The 16,649-nt window shown below is 74.4% G+C and carries 12 protein-coding genes; 2 read left to right on the top strand and 10 right to left on the bottom strand.

Annotated elements, in window-relative coordinates; translation table 11 throughout:
* Positions 1 to 98 precede the first annotated feature (98 nt).
* From AC07F3_RS30875 to AC07F3_RS30860, 4 genes are all read right to left on the bottom strand, one after another.
* A complete protein-coding gene (locus tag AC07F3_RS30875; RefSeq protein ID WP_479117709.1) occupies positions 99 to 1,820 on the bottom strand; it encodes an ATP-binding cassette domain-containing protein in 1,722 nt (573 codons plus the stop codon).
* Between the two features lie 605 nt (positions 1,821 to 2,425).
* Positions 2,426 to 3,190, bottom strand: coding sequence for an NUDIX hydrolase (locus tag AC07F3_RS30870; RefSeq protein ID WP_479117708.1), 765 nt, complete (start codon positions 3,188 to 3,190; stop codon positions 2,426 to 2,428).
* Positions 3,191 to 3,285: 95 nt separating this feature from the next.
* Positions 3,286 to 5,319, bottom strand: a complete 2,034-nt coding sequence (locus AC07F3_RS30865) for a glycogen debranching N-terminal domain-containing protein (RefSeq protein ID WP_479117707.1) — start codon at positions 5,317 to 5,319, stop codon at positions 3,286 to 3,288.
* Between the two features lie 341 nt (positions 5,320 to 5,660).
* Positions 5,661 to 7,613: a DUF4192 family protein gene (locus AC07F3_RS30860; RefSeq protein WP_479117706.1), complete on the bottom strand. Its 1,953-nt coding sequence runs from the start codon at positions 7,611 to 7,613 to the stop codon at positions 5,661 to 5,663.
* Between the two features lie 471 nt (positions 7,614 to 8,084).
* Here AC07F3_RS30860 and AC07F3_RS30855 point away from each other — a divergent pair, with 471 nt between their 5' ends.
* On the top strand, positions 8,085 to 10,256 hold the full coding sequence (locus AC07F3_RS30855) for a RecQ family ATP-dependent DNA helicase (RefSeq protein ID WP_479117705.1): 2,172 nt from the start codon (positions 8,085 to 8,087) through the stop codon (positions 10,254 to 10,256).
* A gap of 217 nt (positions 10,257 to 10,473) precedes the next feature.
* Entirely contained in the window at positions 10,474 to 11,115 is a 642-nt protein-coding gene (locus tag AC07F3_RS30850; protein WP_479117704.1) for a hypothetical protein, read from the top strand.
* A gap of 202 nt (positions 11,116 to 11,317) precedes the next feature.
* Here the strand turns inward: AC07F3_RS30850 and AC07F3_RS30845 are convergent, their stop codons facing one another.
* From AC07F3_RS30845 to AC07F3_RS30820, 6 genes are all read right to left on the bottom strand, one after another.
* On the bottom strand, positions 11,318 to 11,938 hold the full coding sequence (locus AC07F3_RS30845; protein ID WP_479117703.1) for a hypothetical protein: 621 nt from the start codon (positions 11,936 to 11,938) through the stop codon (positions 11,318 to 11,320).
* Between the two features lie 222 nt (positions 11,939 to 12,160).
* Positions 12,161 to 12,871 (bottom strand): ribonuclease HII, encoded by a 711-nt coding sequence (locus AC07F3_RS30840; RefSeq protein WP_388983562.1) that lies wholly within the window; start codon positions 12,869 to 12,871, stop codon positions 12,161 to 12,163.
* Positions 12,872 to 13,398: 527 nt separating this feature from the next.
* On the bottom strand, positions 13,399 to 14,319 hold the full coding sequence (locus AC07F3_RS30835) for an ADP-ribosylglycohydrolase family protein (RefSeq protein WP_479117702.1): 921 nt from the start codon (positions 14,317 to 14,319) through the stop codon (positions 13,399 to 13,401).
* 12 nt (positions 14,320 to 14,331) lie between these two features.
* Positions 14,332 to 14,991 carry a histidine phosphatase family protein gene (locus AC07F3_RS30830; protein WP_053726372.1) on the bottom strand — a complete coding sequence of 220 codons (660 nt, stop codon included), beginning with the start codon at positions 14,989 to 14,991 and terminating at the stop codon, positions 14,332 to 14,334.
* 78 nt (positions 14,992 to 15,069) lie between these two features.
* Complete coding sequence (locus AC07F3_RS30825) at positions 15,070 to 15,675, bottom strand: YdbC family protein (RefSeq protein WP_479117701.1); 606 nt, start codon at positions 15,673 to 15,675, stop codon at positions 15,070 to 15,072.
* An 88-nt stretch (positions 15,676 to 15,763) separates the two neighbouring features.
* Positions 15,764 to 16,615 carry an arylamine N-acetyltransferase family protein gene (locus tag AC07F3_RS30820; RefSeq protein ID WP_479117700.1) on the bottom strand — a complete coding sequence of 284 codons (852 nt, stop codon included), beginning with the start codon at positions 16,613 to 16,615 and terminating at the stop codon, positions 15,764 to 15,766.
* Between the last annotated feature and the right edge of the window lie 34 nt (positions 16,616 to 16,649).

Here is a 16,649-nt window from a genome sequence, read left to right as displayed (position 1 = left end):
GTGATCACCGCCCACCCCGCAATTGACGCTTTATCGGAAAGAAGCGGGCATTCCCAAGGGAGTTGTGGGCAGATCCTCGCTCTCTGGTGCCCAGCGGCTCACCAACGGGCCCTGGCACGCAGGCCGGTGACCAGATATGCGCAGATCAGAACGGTGAGGGACAACGCGAGCGCGGCTCCGACCGGTTCGGCGAGCAGATGCAGGACGGCGATGAGCCAGTGGTCGAACGCGTGCGGCCACCGCACCCACGCCAGGTCGCGCAGCCGGTCGGGGAGCCCGGCGACCGAGCGCACCGACCGACCCTCCACCGCCTTCCTCAGGAGCGGTACGACCAGGACGGGCACGGCCAGCACCGCGGCGAGGCCCGCGGTGGTGGCCCGGAAGATCCCCGCGGCGAGCAGTCCGGCCCAGGCGCAGCCGACCGCGAGCCCGGCCCAACTGGCGCCCAGGGCAGGCCATTCGGGCGGCGCACCCGCCATGTCGCCCCCGTACAGCAGCCGCAGGGCCTCGTGGTCGACGGCGACCGTGAGGGCGGCGATGAGGAGGGCCATCGCGGCGCTCACGGCGAGCTTGGCGCAGAGCAGGCCGAGCCGGCGCGGAACGGTGCCCCGGTCGGCGGCGAGCGCCGGGTAGCGGTACTCGTCCCCGAAGGCGAGCGCGCCGAACAGGCCCGCGCCGAGTGCAGCGGGCGGCAGCGGGAGCAGCCCGGGCCAGGCGGCGAGGAGCCGCGGCAGCGGGGTGTGCCCGCCGCGGGCGAGCAGGACGGAGAGGATCGCAGACAGCGCCAGAACGCCCGCTGCGAGCAGGAAGGTTGTGCGTACGCCGAGGAGCCTGCGCAGTTCGTAGCGCAGGGGGCGCAGCGGCGTGCGGGCCGGTCGGAGGGTGATGGGCGGTTGGGAACTCCGGGGCCGGGCGGGGCGTTCCTGTGGTGGGACGGTGACGCTCGGGCCGGGGTCGCCGATCTCGTCCGCGAGCCGGTGCAGCAGCACGCCGTTGCGGTAGGCCGTCTCCCCGACCTCCGCGCAGCTGCTGCCGTACACGGACAGGTGGTTTCCGTCCTCGGCGACCACCTCCACGGAGCGCTGGGCGGCGCGCGCCTCGCGGCTGACCAGGTCGCCGAGACGGGCGGCGTGCGGAGTGGCGACGGCGACGCGCGGCCGCAAACGGGTGCGGGCGAACGCGATGGCGTCCTGGTCCGCTACGAGCCGGCCGCCGTCGATCGTGACCACGCGGTCGGCGATCCGTGCCGCCTCCTTGGGGTCGGTGAACGTGCACAGGACGGTGCCGCCGTGATCGGCGTGACCGCGCAACAACCCGTGGAGCCAGGCGTTCTCGCGGGGCGAGAGGCCCTCGGCGGGCTCGTCGAGGAGGAGGGTGTGCGGATCGCCGAGGAGGGCGGCGGCGAGGCCCAGGCGGCGGTCCATGCCGAGTGAGAGGGTGCCAAGGCGCTGGTCGGCTAGGCCGGAGAGGCCGACGACCTCCAGCATCTCGTCGGCGCGCGACATCGGCACGCCGGCGACGGTGCACATCAGCTTGAGCTGCCCCCGGACCTTGCGGGCGGGATGGCCGGGCACGTCACCGAGGAGGGTGCCCACCTCGCGTGCCGGGTGGGCGAGTTCGTGCATGGTGCGGCCGCGAAAGTAGGTGACGCCCCGGCCCGGTTCGAGTTCGAGCATCAGGCGCAGGGCCGTCGTCCGGCCCGAGCCCGGCGCGCCGAGCAGGGCGGTGAGCTGCCCGGGTCTCGCCTCGAAGGTGAGGTCGTCCACGGCGGGCGGAAGGTCTCGACGGGGGGCGCTGGTGAGTCCGATTGCCTGGAGCATCGCTTCTCTCGCGGTAGGTGAGACCGCTCGGCGGCAGGGGGCGGGTACCGCAGCAAGATAACGCGACATTTAGGACTTTTGACGCAGGGCTGGGGCGATGCGCCTCCGGATGTCAGGCCTTTGGACGCGACGGGGCCAGGCCCGTCGACAGCCGCCCGGCGCCAGGAGCCTTCGACTCCTGGAGGAGGCCGCCCGCGCGAAGACCCGGGATGCCGGCCCGTTGGGCCGCGGAAGGAGTCCGGGTCGCCTGCGCTGCTGACACCCCCGCCGACCCGCTGCCAGGGGACCGAACCGCGACGAACTACTTGTGGTCGGTCATGGTTCCGTGCCTGCTCCTTTGGCGCTTCCCGGCGCTCGGGACGCGCGCCCGCCGTGCCTCCCGAGCAGCATGCGGTGTGGCGAGCGGCACCGGTCGGCGGGGCGGCGCCCCACCTCAGCTGTTGCGGGCGGACCGGACCGTGCCCCCGGCGCCCCTCGCATCCGTTCGGCGTGGCGACCCGCCCCCGGACATGAGGACTGAAGGACGCACGCTCTGGGCCCAACTGCTTTGGTTCGCAACGCACTTGGGCCGACGGGTCCGCCTCCCGCCACCCCGTCGCCCGGGGTCAGACCTCGGGTCGCAGCATCGGCGGGTTGAGCAGCGTCGCGCCGCCGGCCCGGAACAGCTGGGCGGGGCGGCCTCCCTGCCGGGTCGTGGTGCCGCCCGCCGGGACGAGGAAGCCCGGGGTGCCGGTCACCTTGCGGTGGAAGTTGCGCGGGTCCAGGGCGACCCCCCACACGGCCTCGTACACCCGGCGCAGCTCGCCGACGGTGAACTCGGCCGGGCAGAAGGCGGTGGCCAGCGAGGAGTACTCGATCTTCGAGCGGGCGCGTTCCACCCCGTCCGCCAGGATCTGGGCGTGGTCGAAGGCGAGCGGGGCGGGCTGCTCGCCGTCCCGGCCGAATCCGCCTTCCTGGCCGAGCAGGTCCTCGACGGGGGCCCACCGCGCACTGTGCGCGTCGCCGCCCGCGCGCGGCGCGGGCAGGTCGGGCGCGAGGGCGAGGTGGGCCACGCTGACCACCCGCATCCGGGGGTCGCGCCGGGGGTCGCCGTAGGTGGCGAGCTGTTCGAGGTGGGCGCCGTTGGCGAGCGCCGGAGCCGACGGGTCCGAGGCGCACAACCCCGTCTCCTCGCCGAGCTCCCTGGCCGCGGCGGCGGAGAGGTCCTCGTCGCCGCGGACGAATCCGCCGGGCAGCGCCCAGCGCCCCTGGAACGGTGGCTCCCCGCGGCGCACCACGAGCGCGCAGAGCGCGTGACGGCGCACGGTCAGCACGACCAGGTCGACGGTCACGGCGAAGGGCGGAAAGGCCGACGGGTCGTAGGGCGACATGCGGCGATCATAGTCGTCTGCCTGACGATAAACACTCCCTTCGACACCGCCGGACACTTCTTCTCCTGGCGCACCTCCCGGGGTGCCCATCCGGCTCACCCTCCCAACTGGAGCCACTCGGCGGCCTGCTCGACCATGGCGACGCCGAGCCTGCTGATCCGTACGGTGAACGGCGCCCCCGCGACGCTGAGGCCCGCGAGCCTGACCGCACCCAGCGGGGCCGACCTCATCGGGTGCAGCGCGACCGTTCCGGCCGGGGCGTCGGGGCGGATCCCGGCGAGGGTGGTCAGCAACTGGATGCCCGCCGCGGCCGCCACCGCCGCGGGACGGCAGGCGGCCGGATGCGGCACGGGCGCGCTGTCGGCGGTGCGCTGCTCCCCCGCGTACATCTCGGGCAGTCGGTGGCGGAACGCCTCCGCGGCGGCGAGGACGCCCCGCAGCAGGGCGACGGCCTCCTTCTCGTATCCGGCCGCCGCCAGCCCCGCGACGGCCACGGCGCTTTCGTGCACCCGCACCGCGCCGGCCCGGTGTCCGAACGGGTTGTACCCGGGCTCCCGGACCGCGAGCCCGCGCAGCCCCCAGCCCGAGTCCATCGCGGGCCCGCCGAGCAGCCGGGCCAGCTGCTCCGTCTGCACCTTGTCGAGCAGCCCGGGCGCGAGCCGGCCGCCGCCGAGCAGGCCCGTGTCCAGCAGATGCGCGGCGCCCGCGCCGAGCAGCGGCACCGGCCTCCCGTCGGCGGTGCGGCCGGCGGCGGGGCGGCCGCCGCCAAGGTCGTCCACCCAGAACTCCGCCCGGAACCGCTCCCTGAGCGCCCCGGCCCGCGAGAGCCAGGCGTCGGCCCCGGGGCGCCCGCACTCCCGCAGCAGTTCGGCGCCGAGCAGCGCGGCCCGGTGGACATGGGCCTGGGTCTCCGCGCGGACGAACCCCGCGGCCCCCGGACCCGTCTCGGCGAGGTAGCCGTCGCCGTCCAGGGTGGCGGCCAGCCAGTGCAGACAGCGCTCGGCGGCGGGCAGCAGCTCGGTCACCTCCTGTTCGGGCAGCCCCCAGCGGCGCGCCTCCGCGAGCACCACCGGAAAGGCCAGCGTGGCTTCCACCCCCGTACACCCCGGCGGCAGGTAGGGACCCGCGTCCCGGAACGGGCCCGGAATGCGCCCCAACTCTGCTTCTGGCCCCGGGAGTTGTGTGCGTGCCAAGGTCCGGAGGGTGGCTGCGGCGAGCCGGGTGGACAGCGGCAGCGCCATCCGCGCCGCCCACAGCGCCTCCGCGGGCGCCGCCCCGCACCGCCAGGGGACCCCGGCCGCCGCGTACTGGTCGGCCGGGCGGGCCGGGTCGCGGATCAGCAGCGCCCGCAGATCGTCGACGCTGTGCTGGAGCAGCGCCGCCACCCGCGGATCGTCCCCCTCGGCCCTGACCTCCTCGGGCGAGGGCAGCGGGCTCGCGGCGTGGCCGGACGGGCGCACCGGCCGGTCGCTCCTGACGCGCAGCTGGATCGTGCACGAGCCGCCCGGAGGCAGTTCCACGACCCAGCGCAGCATTCCGGCGGAGGCGAGCGCGTCGGTCGGCGGCGGCTGGGCGGTCACCGCGCTGTGGGCGTTCCCCGCGGTCCAGCGCATGCCCGAGTCGTGCACGCTGGCGGGCAGGTCGGGCCCGGCGCGGCCCGCGGCGACCGCGCCCAGCTCGGCGAGGTCGGTACCGAGGGCGATCTCCACGGGGAGGCGCAGCGGCCGGGCCGACGAGCTGCTCAGGGTGATCCGTTCGGTGCCGTCCGCCTGCCGGAGGCGCTCCACGGTGATCTCGGGGTCGGGGCCCGCGTCCGCCGCCGTGCGGACCACCGCGAGGAAGCGGGCCCGGTCGGCCGATATCGACCTGCCCTGGACGGCGATCGGGTCGCGGCCCGCCACCCTCAACTGGCAGCGGGACAGCAGCCGTCGGCCATGCTGGTAGAAGCCTTCGAGGCCGTACCCCGTCAGCTGGCCGTGCTCCGGCGACACCGCGAGGCCGGGTAGCGCCACGCAGATCACCGCTGCGTGCACGGCCGGAAGCTCGCCGAGCGGCCCGGGCACTCTGGGCGGAACCGGCCCCGGTGTGCTCACGGTGCTGCCGGTGCGGGGAGGTGCGGTGGGCGCCATGCGTACCCTTCCGAGTGGGCCGGGCGACGAAGGCAAGCCCGGGCGGGTCCCGCCGCCCGTACGGCGCGGTGCCCGGTGCCGCGCTGCCACCCAGGTGAACGCCATGCCCCTGGAGGGGGTCACGGACGGATCGCCCGCCCGCCGCCTCCCCAGGACCGGACGGCCCCTACTCCCAGCCCTCACCCTCATCTCGCCCCCCCCTCCGATCGCTCCCGCCCCCGCCCGCCCCGTCTCCACGCCATCCCGCCCGTCGGGCACACACCGCCGCGTCACCTCCTCCGGGCCCCGCCCGGGCTTGCGCGTCCCGCCTCACCGGAGCCGAACGGCCCGCGCCTCCTTCGTCAGCGCTTCCGCTCCACCGGCTCGCCACCCCGGCGACGCACACGCACCCGCCCGTTCGCGGAGTTCGGGCGGCGTGAGTTCACACGACCGGAATCAGGGCGGCCGGGGTTGGGTCGAGTGGAGTCGGACCGAGTGGAGTCCGGCCGGGAGGGTTCGGGACGTGTCGACTCGGGACGAGAGGGCTCGGCGCGGTCCGAACTCCCCTTCCGAGTCGCCTTGTTGGCACCATCCCGCTGTGACGCGGCCGGTGTTCCGCGGCGGGACTTCGGGCGCGCTGCCCGAGAGGCGGACGGCTCCACCGGCCCCGGCGAGATATCCAGCGCGACGGTGGACCCGTTGTCGGACACGAGGGCTTCCGCATCCCCAGGCGCGGTGGCGCGCGTGCTCTCGGCGGCGGTGTGCCTACCCTCCGTCCCGTCGGCCCCGTCGGTCTCCTCGGTCGCGATGGCGTCCGCCTTCCCGGTCGCGGAGGCCTGGGTATCCCCGGCGGCGGCCTCCACGGCACCCTCGGCCACCGTGGCATCCGCCTCCGTCGCCGGGGCGAGTCCCGGGGATTCCACCGCGCCCCCGGCCGGGCCCGCGCCCCTTTTCTCGCCCTTCGGGGCGGCCGGTTCCGCCAGCCTCGCGGCGCGCTCCTCGCGCAGGCAGATGCGCAGGTCCTCCGGGTCGAGGCCGCCGTTGCAGGCTTGGTGCAGCAGCCGGGCGAAGCGGTAGTCGGGGTCGGCTCGCAGGGCGAGGCTGAACGCCACCCTGGCGTGGGGGTCGTCACCGGTCGACCAGGAGACCCAGCCCGCCAGGGTGAGCAGCGCGGCTGCGTGGTCGCCGTACGGGCCGACGCAACGGCGGGCCAGCGCCCGCCACAGGCGCAGCGCGGGCCCCGCTTCGGCCCCCTCCATCCACTCCGCCGCCCAGTCCCGGGTCGTGCGGTCCTGGAGGCCGAGGATCACGGCCGCCGCCTCGTCGTGGGCGATGAGCCCGTCGTCCTGGTCGTCCTCGGCATTCCTGCCGAGAAGCAGCGTGCCCGTGCCCCGCCTGCCCGCGGGGACGGGGTCGGGACCACGGCTCGGTGCGGGCGCCTCCGCGATCCGGCGCATGAGGCGGGCCGCCAGGTCCAGCGTCTCGTCCGCCACGGTGCGCCGGTCGCCCTCGCTGAGGATGCGCGGGAACATCTCCGCGGCCGCGGCGTCCAAGGCCCGCTCCTGCTCGGCCGCCGCCTCGGTCCGCCACGGCGCGTAGCGGGCCTCCATCTCCCGCAGGGAGCCCCGGACTTGAATGCCCGCGTAGGTGGCGGCGGCCGCCATGACGGACGTGCCCGGCAGGGCCAGCACGCTGCCTTCCGGTGGACAGCAGCGGGCGTCTGGGCAGCAGTACGACCAGTAGCGCCCGTCGGAGATGCAGAGTGCTTCGAGCACGGGCACGTCGAGGCCGCCGCACGCCGTGCGGAGCCGCTGGGCCAACGGCCGCAACCGCTCCATCACTTCGCGTCCGTCGCCGCCACCAGACGGGTCCTGGCAGAGGAAGACGACGATTCCGTCGGGCCGTCGACCGCGCCGCTCGCTTCCGGTGACCAGACAGTCGGCGAGCTGGTCGGCGATGTCCGGCCACTCCTGGGGCGAGGCGGGCAGCCCCACCCTGACCCGGCCCCCGAACCGGCCGCTCTCGCCGTGCAGCGCGACCAGCACGACCGAGTCGGTCGGGTGGAAGCCCATCAAGTACGGCAGCGCGTCCGCCAGTTCGGCCGGGCCGCGCAAAGTGATCCTGGGCTCGCCCGACGAGGCGTGGGATTCGGATCGGGAGGCCTCGGATTCATGGGACTCCGCATGACAGGGTGCGGAATCACTTGGTCCGAGGCCGCTGGTCTCGAAGCCGCGGGGGTCGCGATCGGGGGATTCGGGATCGCGGGATTCGATGTCACGGGGTTCCGATTCGTGGTGTTCGCTCATGTCTCGCATGTCCCGAGGGTTTCGCGATCACGGATCCCGTGCCACCCCTGTGGATAACCTTGTCCACAGGCCGAACCCGCCGGTCATACAAATGCAGCGGACGTCGTCCAGCCCCTCAACTTCGCCTCAGGAAAAGGCGCGTTGCCCCGCCCAGGCGGGGACGGCGAGTCGCACCAGGGTGTCCGTGCGTGCCCGCCCCGCAGGACAGGTAGGGAGCCTGTGCCGGTGCCGCCCGGGGCAGTCCGGCGACGACGGTGAGCCGGGGCACCGACGGGCCGTGCCCTGCCTCGGCGGATCGCGGTGGCGGCGGACCTGACGCCGCGGCGGCCTGGCACGGTCCCGCGGACCGACGTCCGTCGGGAGACGGAGGTCTCTTCACACCGGTCGCCCAGGGGCCCGCGCACCTCGGTGACCAGCGGGGACGGCTGATCAGGAACGGTTCGTTCCGCGATTGTCGGACCCGTCCTGTTGTATGGGGGCATGGAGCACACGAGCAACGCGGAACTGCGCACGGAAGCCGACACGGTCCTCGCCCGTCTCGTCGGGGACGCCACCGGCACCGCGCGGCTGCGCGAGGACCAGTGGCGGGCCATCGAGGCGCTGGTCGCCGACAAGCGGCGGGCGCTCGTCGTGCAGCGCACCGGGTGGGGCAAGTCGGCGGTGTACTTCGTGGCGACCGCCCTGCTGCGGGCCCAGGGAGCGGGCCCCACGGTGATCGTCTCGCCGCTGCTCGCCCTGATGCGCAACCAGGTCGAGGCGGCGGCCAGGGCGGGCATCAGCGCCCGGACGATCAACTCGGCCAACCCCGAGGAGTGGGACACCATCCAGGAGGAGGTCGCCGCGGGCGCGGTGGACGTGCTGCTGGTGTCGCCGGAGCGGCTCAACAATCCTGACTTCCGCGACAACGTGCTGCCCAAGCTCTCCGCGGCCACGGGTCTGCTCGTGGTGGACGAGGCGCACTGCATCTCCGACTGGGGCCACGACTTCCGGCCGGACTACCGCCGACTGCGCACCATGCTGGCCGAACTGACGCCGGGCGTCCCGGTGTTGGCCACCACCGCCACCGCCAACGCGCGGGTGACGGCGGACGTCGCCGAGCAGCTCGGCACCGGCGGCGGCTCGGACGCGCTGGTGCTGCGCGGTCCGCTGGACCGCGAGAGCCTCAGCCTCAACGTGCTCGCGCTGCCCGACGCGGCGCACCGCCTCGGCTGGCTCGCCGACCACCTCGACGAGCTGCCGGGCTCGGGCATCATCTACACGCTCACGGTCGCGGCGGCCGAGGAGATCACCGCGTATCTGCGCCGGAGCGGGCACACGGTCGCCTCGTACACCGGCAAGACGGAGAACGCGGACCGCCAGCAGGCGGAGGACGACCTGCTGGCCAACCGCGTCAAGGCGCTGGTCGCCACCTCCGCGCTCGGCATGGGCTTCGACAAGCCGGACCTGGGATTCGTCGTCCACCTGGGCTCGCCCTCCTCCCCCATCGCCTACTACCAGCAGGTCGGCCGCGCGGGCCGCGGAGTGGCGCACGCGGAGGTGCTGCTGCTGCCGGGCCGCGAGGACGAGGCGATCTGGAAGTACTTCGCGTCCGTGGCCTTCCCGCCCGAGGAGCAGGTCCGGCGCACCCTCGAGGTGCTGGCGCAGGCGGGTCGGCCGCTGTCGCTGCCCGCCCTGGAGCCACTGGTGGAGCTGCGCCGCACCCGGCTGGAGACGATGCTCAAGGTGCTCGACGTGGACGGCGCGGTGCGCCGCGTCAAGGGCGGCTGGACGACCACGGGCGAGCCCTGGGTGTACGACACCGAGCGGTACGCGTGGGTCGCCCGCCAGCGCTCCGCCGAACAGCAGGCGATGCGTGACTACGCCTCGACGACGGGCTGCCGGATGGAGTTCCTGCGCCGTCAGCTGGACGACGAGCAGGCGGCGCCGTGCGGGCGCTGCGACAACTGCGCGGGCGCGCGCTTCACCGCGGACGTCTCCGGCGCGGCCCTGGACGTGGCGCGCGGCGAGCTGACCCGGCCGGGCGTGGAGGTGGAGCCCCGCAAGATGTGGCCCACGGGTCTCGCGGCGATCGGCATCGACCTGAAGGGGCGCATCCCGGCGGGCGAACTGGCCTTCCCGGGCCGGGCGTTGGGGAGGCTTTCGGACATCGGCTGGGGCAACCGGCTGCGCCCGATGCTCGCGCCGGGCGCCCCGGACGGGCCGGTGCCGGACGACGTGGTGCAGGCGGTGGTGAGCGTGCTGGCCGACTGGGCGAAGGGTCCCGGCGGCTGGGCCTCGGGCGGTCCCGACGCGCCGCCCCGGCCCGCCGGTGTGGTGACGCTGCCCTCGCGCACCCGGCCCGCGCTGGTCTCCTCGCTGGGCGCGCGGATCGCGGAGATCGGCCGGATGCCCCTGCTCGGCTCCCTCGCGTATGCGCCGGGCGTCGAGGGCGAGCGGATCGCGCAGTCCAACAGCGCCCAGCGGGTCCGCGCCCTGCACCACGCCTTCGCGGTCCCGGACGCGCTGGCGGCCGCGCTCGGGGAGGCCCAGGGGCCGGTGCTGCTGATCGACGACGCGTCCGACACGGGCTGGACGCTGGCGGTGGCGGCCCGGCTGCTGCGCCGCTCCGGAGCCAGGGGGGTGTTCCCGCTGGTCCTCGCGATCCAGTCGTGACCGCAGGGGTGGCCGGCGGTGCCGCTGGGCAGGGATATGAGTGCCATACCCGTCGATTCAGGTCAGCGTCGTCAATTGCTCGTTGCCGCCCGACCGCGCGGCGGCAAGAATTGGAGCCGCCCCCGCACGGCCCCCCTGTGGTCCGGAAGGGCTGTGCCGTGGTGCGCCCTCACCCGACCCTGCCCGCTCTGTGGGCGCGTATCCGGAAGGGAGGACCGTGACCTTCGGATTCGCTCCGTCCGCAGCGTCGGCAGCAGCCTCTGCCCCCATGTCGGCCGACTCCGCGAACCGCCTCGGCAGGATCCTGGAACCCGCCGAGTGGGCCGCGGCCGGCATTCCGCTGCTGCGCAATCCCCGCGAGGTCGTCAGCGGGCTGCACGCCCGGCACCGGCCGACGCCCACGACCGCCGTCGTCGCGGTCCTGGACCACGAGGAACGGCTCGCCGCCAGCGCGTCGTTCGCGCGCCGCGCCGCACCGGCCGACGGCTGGGAGTTCCGCAACGCGCTGCTCGCGCACCTGCGCCGGGTGATCCCGCACGATCTGCGCCGCCGGGCCCCGGTGCGCACCGCCGTGCTGCTCTACTGCCGCGACGGCGACGAGCGCTGGACGGAGGAGGACGGCGCCTGGATGTGGGGGCTGCGGGACGCCTGCACCCTGCACGGGCTGCGCTGCGGCGCGTACATCACGCTCACGCGCGGCGGGTGGCAGGTGCTCGGCGAGGGCCGCGGCGGCCGCCGCCCCAGCTCGCTGTCCGGCCCGGGCTCACTGGCCGAGGCCGAGTCCGAACTGGCCGAGCCGCTGCCGCTGCGCTCGGGCGCCGGCGCGGTGGAGATGCTGCGGCGCACGGCCGCGCGCTGAACCGTTCCGGCACGGACGCGGACCGGCCCGCTCCCGGGTCGGCCCTATGGGGTCCGTCCGCCGCCCCGCCGGACGGATCCGGCCCGGGGCAGGGCGGCGCGGCCTCTGGGCTTCGGGCTCCGGAGCGCTCGCCCCGGATTCCCGACTCGGTCCCGCGCGCACGGACCGTCGTGCGCGGGGGCCGAAGTGGCCGAGCCGGTGCTCAGACTCCGGCGCCGAGCGCCGCGTTGATCCGCTGCGGGTCACCGCACACGATGAGCAGCGCCTCGGCACGGGCCAGGGCGAGCGGCAGGGCGCGACCGGCGTCGTCGGCCGCGGCGTCGTTGACGGCGACGACGACCACGGGCCGGGCCGAGGCCCGCTCCGCGGCGGCGGCATCGGCGTAGAAGACGTCGTCCCGGGCGTCGTGCTGGGCCCAGTAGGCGTCCTCGCCGAAGGACAGCTCGTGCGCCGCCCACGGGTGCGGCTCGCCGGTGGTGAGGACCAGGATGTCGCCCGGCGCGCGGCCGGAGTCGAGCAGCAGGTCCACCGCTTCGCCCGCGGCGTCGAGCGCGCCGCCGGCCGGAGCCGGGATCAGCTGGATCTGCGGACCGGACGAGGCCGGCGACGGGGTGGGCGGGGTCTGCGCGGCGGAGCCGTGGGACCGCTGCGCGGGAGGCGTGGGCCGGGCCGGGCCGGGGCCCGGACGTCCGGGACGCGGTGCGGCCGCGGAACGCGGACCGGGTACGGGGCGAGGGGTCTGCGCGGTGCGGCCGGCGGCCGGGGTGACGCGGGGACCCTGGGCACTCTCGTGAATCTGAGGCTCCTCGGGGATGAGAGGCATGAGTTGATGTCTATCAAATGCCGGTGAAGGCGTCACCGGCGGGTGGGCACAAAGGTGCGATCGGGGCGGAGTCTCCCCGCAACTGGGCGGGAAAGTCCAGGGATTTCAGGATGCGGGCCCGTACTTTCGCCCGTCCGCGAAGCGGACCGGAAGGCTCCGGGAACGGGGCCGCACCGTGCGGACAACGGACCGAGAACCTCCGGGACTCGGCCGTGATCCGGGTCAGAAGTCGAAGCCGAGCTGTCCCCCGCTTTCGAGTGCGGCCGCCTCAGCGGAGAGCCGCGTCTTCTTCAGGTGCCGCCACTGGGGCAGCGTGTCCAGGTACGACCAGGACAGCCGGTGGTACGGGGTGGGCCCCAGCTCCGCCAGCGCCGCCTTGTGGACGGGCGAGGGGTACCCGGCGTTCTCGGCGAAGCCGAATCCCGCGTACTCCCCCTGGGCGCCCAGGAGTTCGGCCATCATCGCGTCCCGGCGCACCTTGGCGATCACCGAGGCCGCGGAGACCGCGATGCAGGACTGGTCGCCCTTGATCACCGTACGGACCCGCCACGGCAGCCCGAGGTAGTCGTGCTTGCCGTCGAGGATGACCGCGTCCGGCCGGACCGGCAGGGCCTCGAGGGCGCGCACGGCGGCCAGGCGCAGGGCCGCCGTCATGCCCAGCTCGTCGATCTCCTCCGGCGAGGAGTCGCCGAGCGCGTAGGCGGTGACCCAGCCTTCGAGGACCGCGGCGAGCTCGGTGCGGCGCTTGGGGCTGAGCAGCTTGGAGTCGGTGAGCCCGGCGGGCGGGCGCCGCAGTCCGGTGATCGCGGCGCAGACCGTGACGGGACCGGCCCACGCCCCGCGTCCGACTTCGTCGACACCGGCGACGATCTTGGCCCCGGTGGTGGCGCGAATCGAGCGCTCGACGCTGTGGGTGGGTGGTTCGTACGGCATGGCGCCTGCAAGGTTACGCCGCCGGGTGCCGCCCGCGACACCCAGGTCTCCCAGGACCGTCCGCAGGCCCCGCGCGGGCGGTGCGAGGACGCGCCGCGGCGCCATGACGGGGACGGTCGTCGCGGCCGTGTTCCCTTCGCTCCCGCACACCTTCTGCCGGTGCGGCACCAGCCAGGGACGACGACGAGGGGCGGCCGCCAGGTGCGTTGCCGAACCCCCGGTGGAAGGGCTGGGGGAAGGGTTCGATCACCTGGTGCGGGGGCAGCTCCTGGAGTCGCCCGCCCGCGCCGGGGTCGCAGGCGTGAAGGGCCGAGCACGCCGCGTAGCCGGAGTGTGAACCCGCCATGCCGGGCGGGGAGCGAGGGCCGCGGTTCCGTGCGCGAGCACCGCCAACGACTCACCCGAGCAGGGGTCGCCCCCCTCAAGTCCCGTCATCTGCCCGCTTCTTGGGAGCGGCGAGGTTCTCGCCCGCGCACCGCCCCGTCCGCGCGGTGCGGGCGGGACGGCCAAGGCGGGCGAGGGACGGCTCAGCCGACGGGGGTCGCCGGGACCCAGTCCGGGAGGTCTTCGGTGCGCTCCAGCCAGGCGGTGGGCGGGGCTCCGGCCTTGGCGGCCGCGACCACTCCCCCGGCGATCGCACAGGTCGTGTCGACGTCGCCGCCCACCTGCGCGGTCGTCCAGAACGTGCGCTCGTAGTCGCCGAGCCCGCGCGCCGCCGACCAGAGGGCGAACGGCACGGTGTCGTGCGCGCTGGTGCGTCGCCCGGAGCCGAGCACCGCGGCCACGGTCGCCGCGTCGTCGTAGTCCAGCATGTCGCGCGCCCGCCGCAGCCCCGCGCCGACGGCGCTGCGCGGCACCAGCGCGATGACCGAGTCGAGCAGTTCGCCCGGCTCGGGGGGACCTGCGGGGGCGGCGGCCAGGGCCGCGGCCGCGGCGACCGCCATGGCGCCGACGACGGCCTCGCGGTGCTGGTGGGTGGTGTACGAGGAGATCTCGGCCTGGTGGGTGGCCTGCTCCGGGTCGTCGGCGTACCAGGCGCCGAGCGGCGCGATCCGCATGGCGGAGCCGTTGCCCCAGGAGCCCTGGCCCTTGAACAGCGCGGAGGCCAGCTCCCGCCAGTCCCCGCCCTCCCTGACCAGGCGGAGCATCCGGTTGACCGCGGGCCCGTAGCCCCGGTCGAAGTCGTGGTGGTGGGCGAAGGACAGCGCGAGCGCGTCCTGGTCGACGCGCCCGTGCGAGACGAGTACGGCAAGGACCGAACAGGCCATCTCGGTGTCGTCGGTCCACTGCCAGGGGCCGTCGGGCAGCTCGCGGCGCTTGAGGAGGGGGTAGTTGACGGGGACGAAGAACTGGGAGCCCAGTGCGTCGCCGACGGACAGCCCGCGCAGGCTGCCCAGCGCGCGTGCGAAACGCGGGTCGAGTGATTCGGTGGCGGAGTCAGCGGTCATCTCACAGCCACTCTATCCGGTGATCCCGTACGGCTCCGGGGCACGCCACCGCTGGAACGGCCGGTCCAGCGAGTACCGCCCGTCGGCGCCGAGGAGCAGCGTCCTGGTCTCGGCGTTCCCCGGATTGGACAGCGACTCGAAGTCCGCCACGCTCCAGTGGAACCAGCGCATGCAGAACAGCCTCATGGTGAGCCCGTGCGTCACCAGGAGCACGTTGGGCGGGTGGTCCGGCGCCTCGAAGCTCCGGTAGAGGCTCTCCAGGAACGCCCCCACCCGGTCGTACACGTCAGCCCCCGACTCGCCCTGCGCGAACCGGTAGAAGAAGTGGCCGTAGGCGTCCCGGTACGCCTTCTGGAGCTTGACGTCGTCCCGGTCCTGCCAGTTCCCCCAGTCCTGCTCGCGCAGCCGGGGCTCCTCCCGGATCCGTACCTGCTCCGGGTCGAGGCCGAACGCGCGGAACGTCTCGTGGGTGCGCCGGTAGGGCGAGACGTATACGCTGACCTTCTCGCTCCCGAACATCGCGCGCAGCCGCTCACCGGTCGCCTCGGCCTGGCGCAGGCCCGTCTCGGTGAGTCTCAGCGCGTGGTCGGGTTCGCGCTCGTACACGGTGTCGTCGGCATTGCCCTCCGACTCGCCGTGCCGGACGAGGACGATGCGCCGTGGTCGTGCCATGCCCAAACACTAGATCGCCGACGCTCCGATCGAGCACTTGTCCGGCCTCCATCCGGCGTAGGCGCGCGGCGGGCCGCCTCAGACCGTCCAGTCCGGGTCGAGCTGGACGACGTCACCGGTCAGGGCCGCTACGTCCTGCTCGGTCCCGGCGCGCAGCGAGAGCCGCTCCACCCGGTCGGCCCGGTACTTGCCGTGCTCGGCGGCCGACTGCCACATCGAGAGCACCAGGAACTCCTGGCCGGGCGCCTCGGCGAACAGCCCGCGCAGCATGCCCGGGGACCCCGCCATCGCGGGGTTCCAGACCTTCTCCTGCATCAGCGCGAAGTGCTCGACCCGCTCCTGGTGCACCGTGCAGTGCGCGACGCGGACCACGTCCGCGTCGGTGAAGCGCGGCTCGAAGCCGGTCTTCACGTCGAAGCGGTGGTCGAAGAGCCTCACCTCGATGTCCTTGTACGTGCCGGACTGGGCGGCCGCGAGCCGGTCGTGCGCCCGGGCCATGAAGGAGTCGTAGAACGCGCGGCTCTCCCAGAAGCCGAAGACATGGGCCACTTCCGGCCGCCTCCGGCTCCAGCCGCCGCCCTGCCCCCGGAAACCGGGCTCGCCCAGTAACCCCGCCCATTTCCGCTGCCCCCGCTCGAAACCGCGGCGGTCCACCACGGTGCAGCGAATCCACTTGACCAGCACCGCGCCATCGTACGGCGCGCCGCCACGCCCCGGTCAGGCTCGGACGGCGTACTTCCACGGGAGAATGCCGCGCGCCTCGAAACCCAGTTCACTCCCGAACGCCGGGTCGGGGCTCCCGCTCCTTCAACCCTTCTGCCAGTGCGCCCAGTTGTGCGACTTCTTCCCGCTCCATCACGATATCGAAGACCTCTGACAACACCGTTCCGAGCTCGTCGGCGGCCACCCGGCGCCGGTCCTCGGTGCCGTCCGTACCAATGGTGGTGAACTCGTCCCGGACCAGCGCCCGGCGCACTCCGGGCGCGGTCCGCTGCGCCACCACCTGGCCCACGAAACGGGAGCGGGGGTGCGAGGAGCTGTAGTGGTTCATGACCGTGAAGTCGGCCGGGTTGATCGCCTGCGGGGCGAAGGCGTAGAGGTCCAGCCACCCCTCGGGCCGCAGCGACCGCAGGACGTGGGTGCCGTCCTCCTCCGTGCCGACGCCGAACGTCCAGCCGCCCTGCTCCACGACCGCGCCGTCCCGCAACGGGACCGGCTCCAGCGGACCCTGGTGCCCGAACCCCGTGTCGCAGAGCCAGAGTTGGCCCTCGGCGGGGACCGCGAGCAGCGCGTGGGTCACCGGCGGCAGGACCGTGCCCCGGGCCCGGACGCGGGCGCCGCGTGCGGTGCACTCGAAGCCCAGCCGTTCCAGCACGGCGGCGAACAGCGAGTTCTGCTCGTAGCAGTAGCCGCCGCGCTCCTGCCCGACGAGCTTGGCCAGGAGGCTCTTCACATCCAGCCGCACGGGCCGGCCGAGGGCCACGTCCAGGTTCTCGAAGGGGATCGCCGCCACGTGCGCCCGGTGCAGCTCCCGCAAGGTGTCCAGGGTGGGCGCCCCGTCACCGTCGTAGCCGATCCGCGCGAAGTAGGCGTCCAGATCGACCTCTTGACCGTTCCACATCATGATCCCCCGTCGTCGGTCCGGGGACCCTCGCGGC

It is taken from the genome of Streptomyces sp. NPDC045846, assembly GCF_056431605.1.
This window is presented reverse-complemented; position numbering and strand designations above follow the sequence as displayed.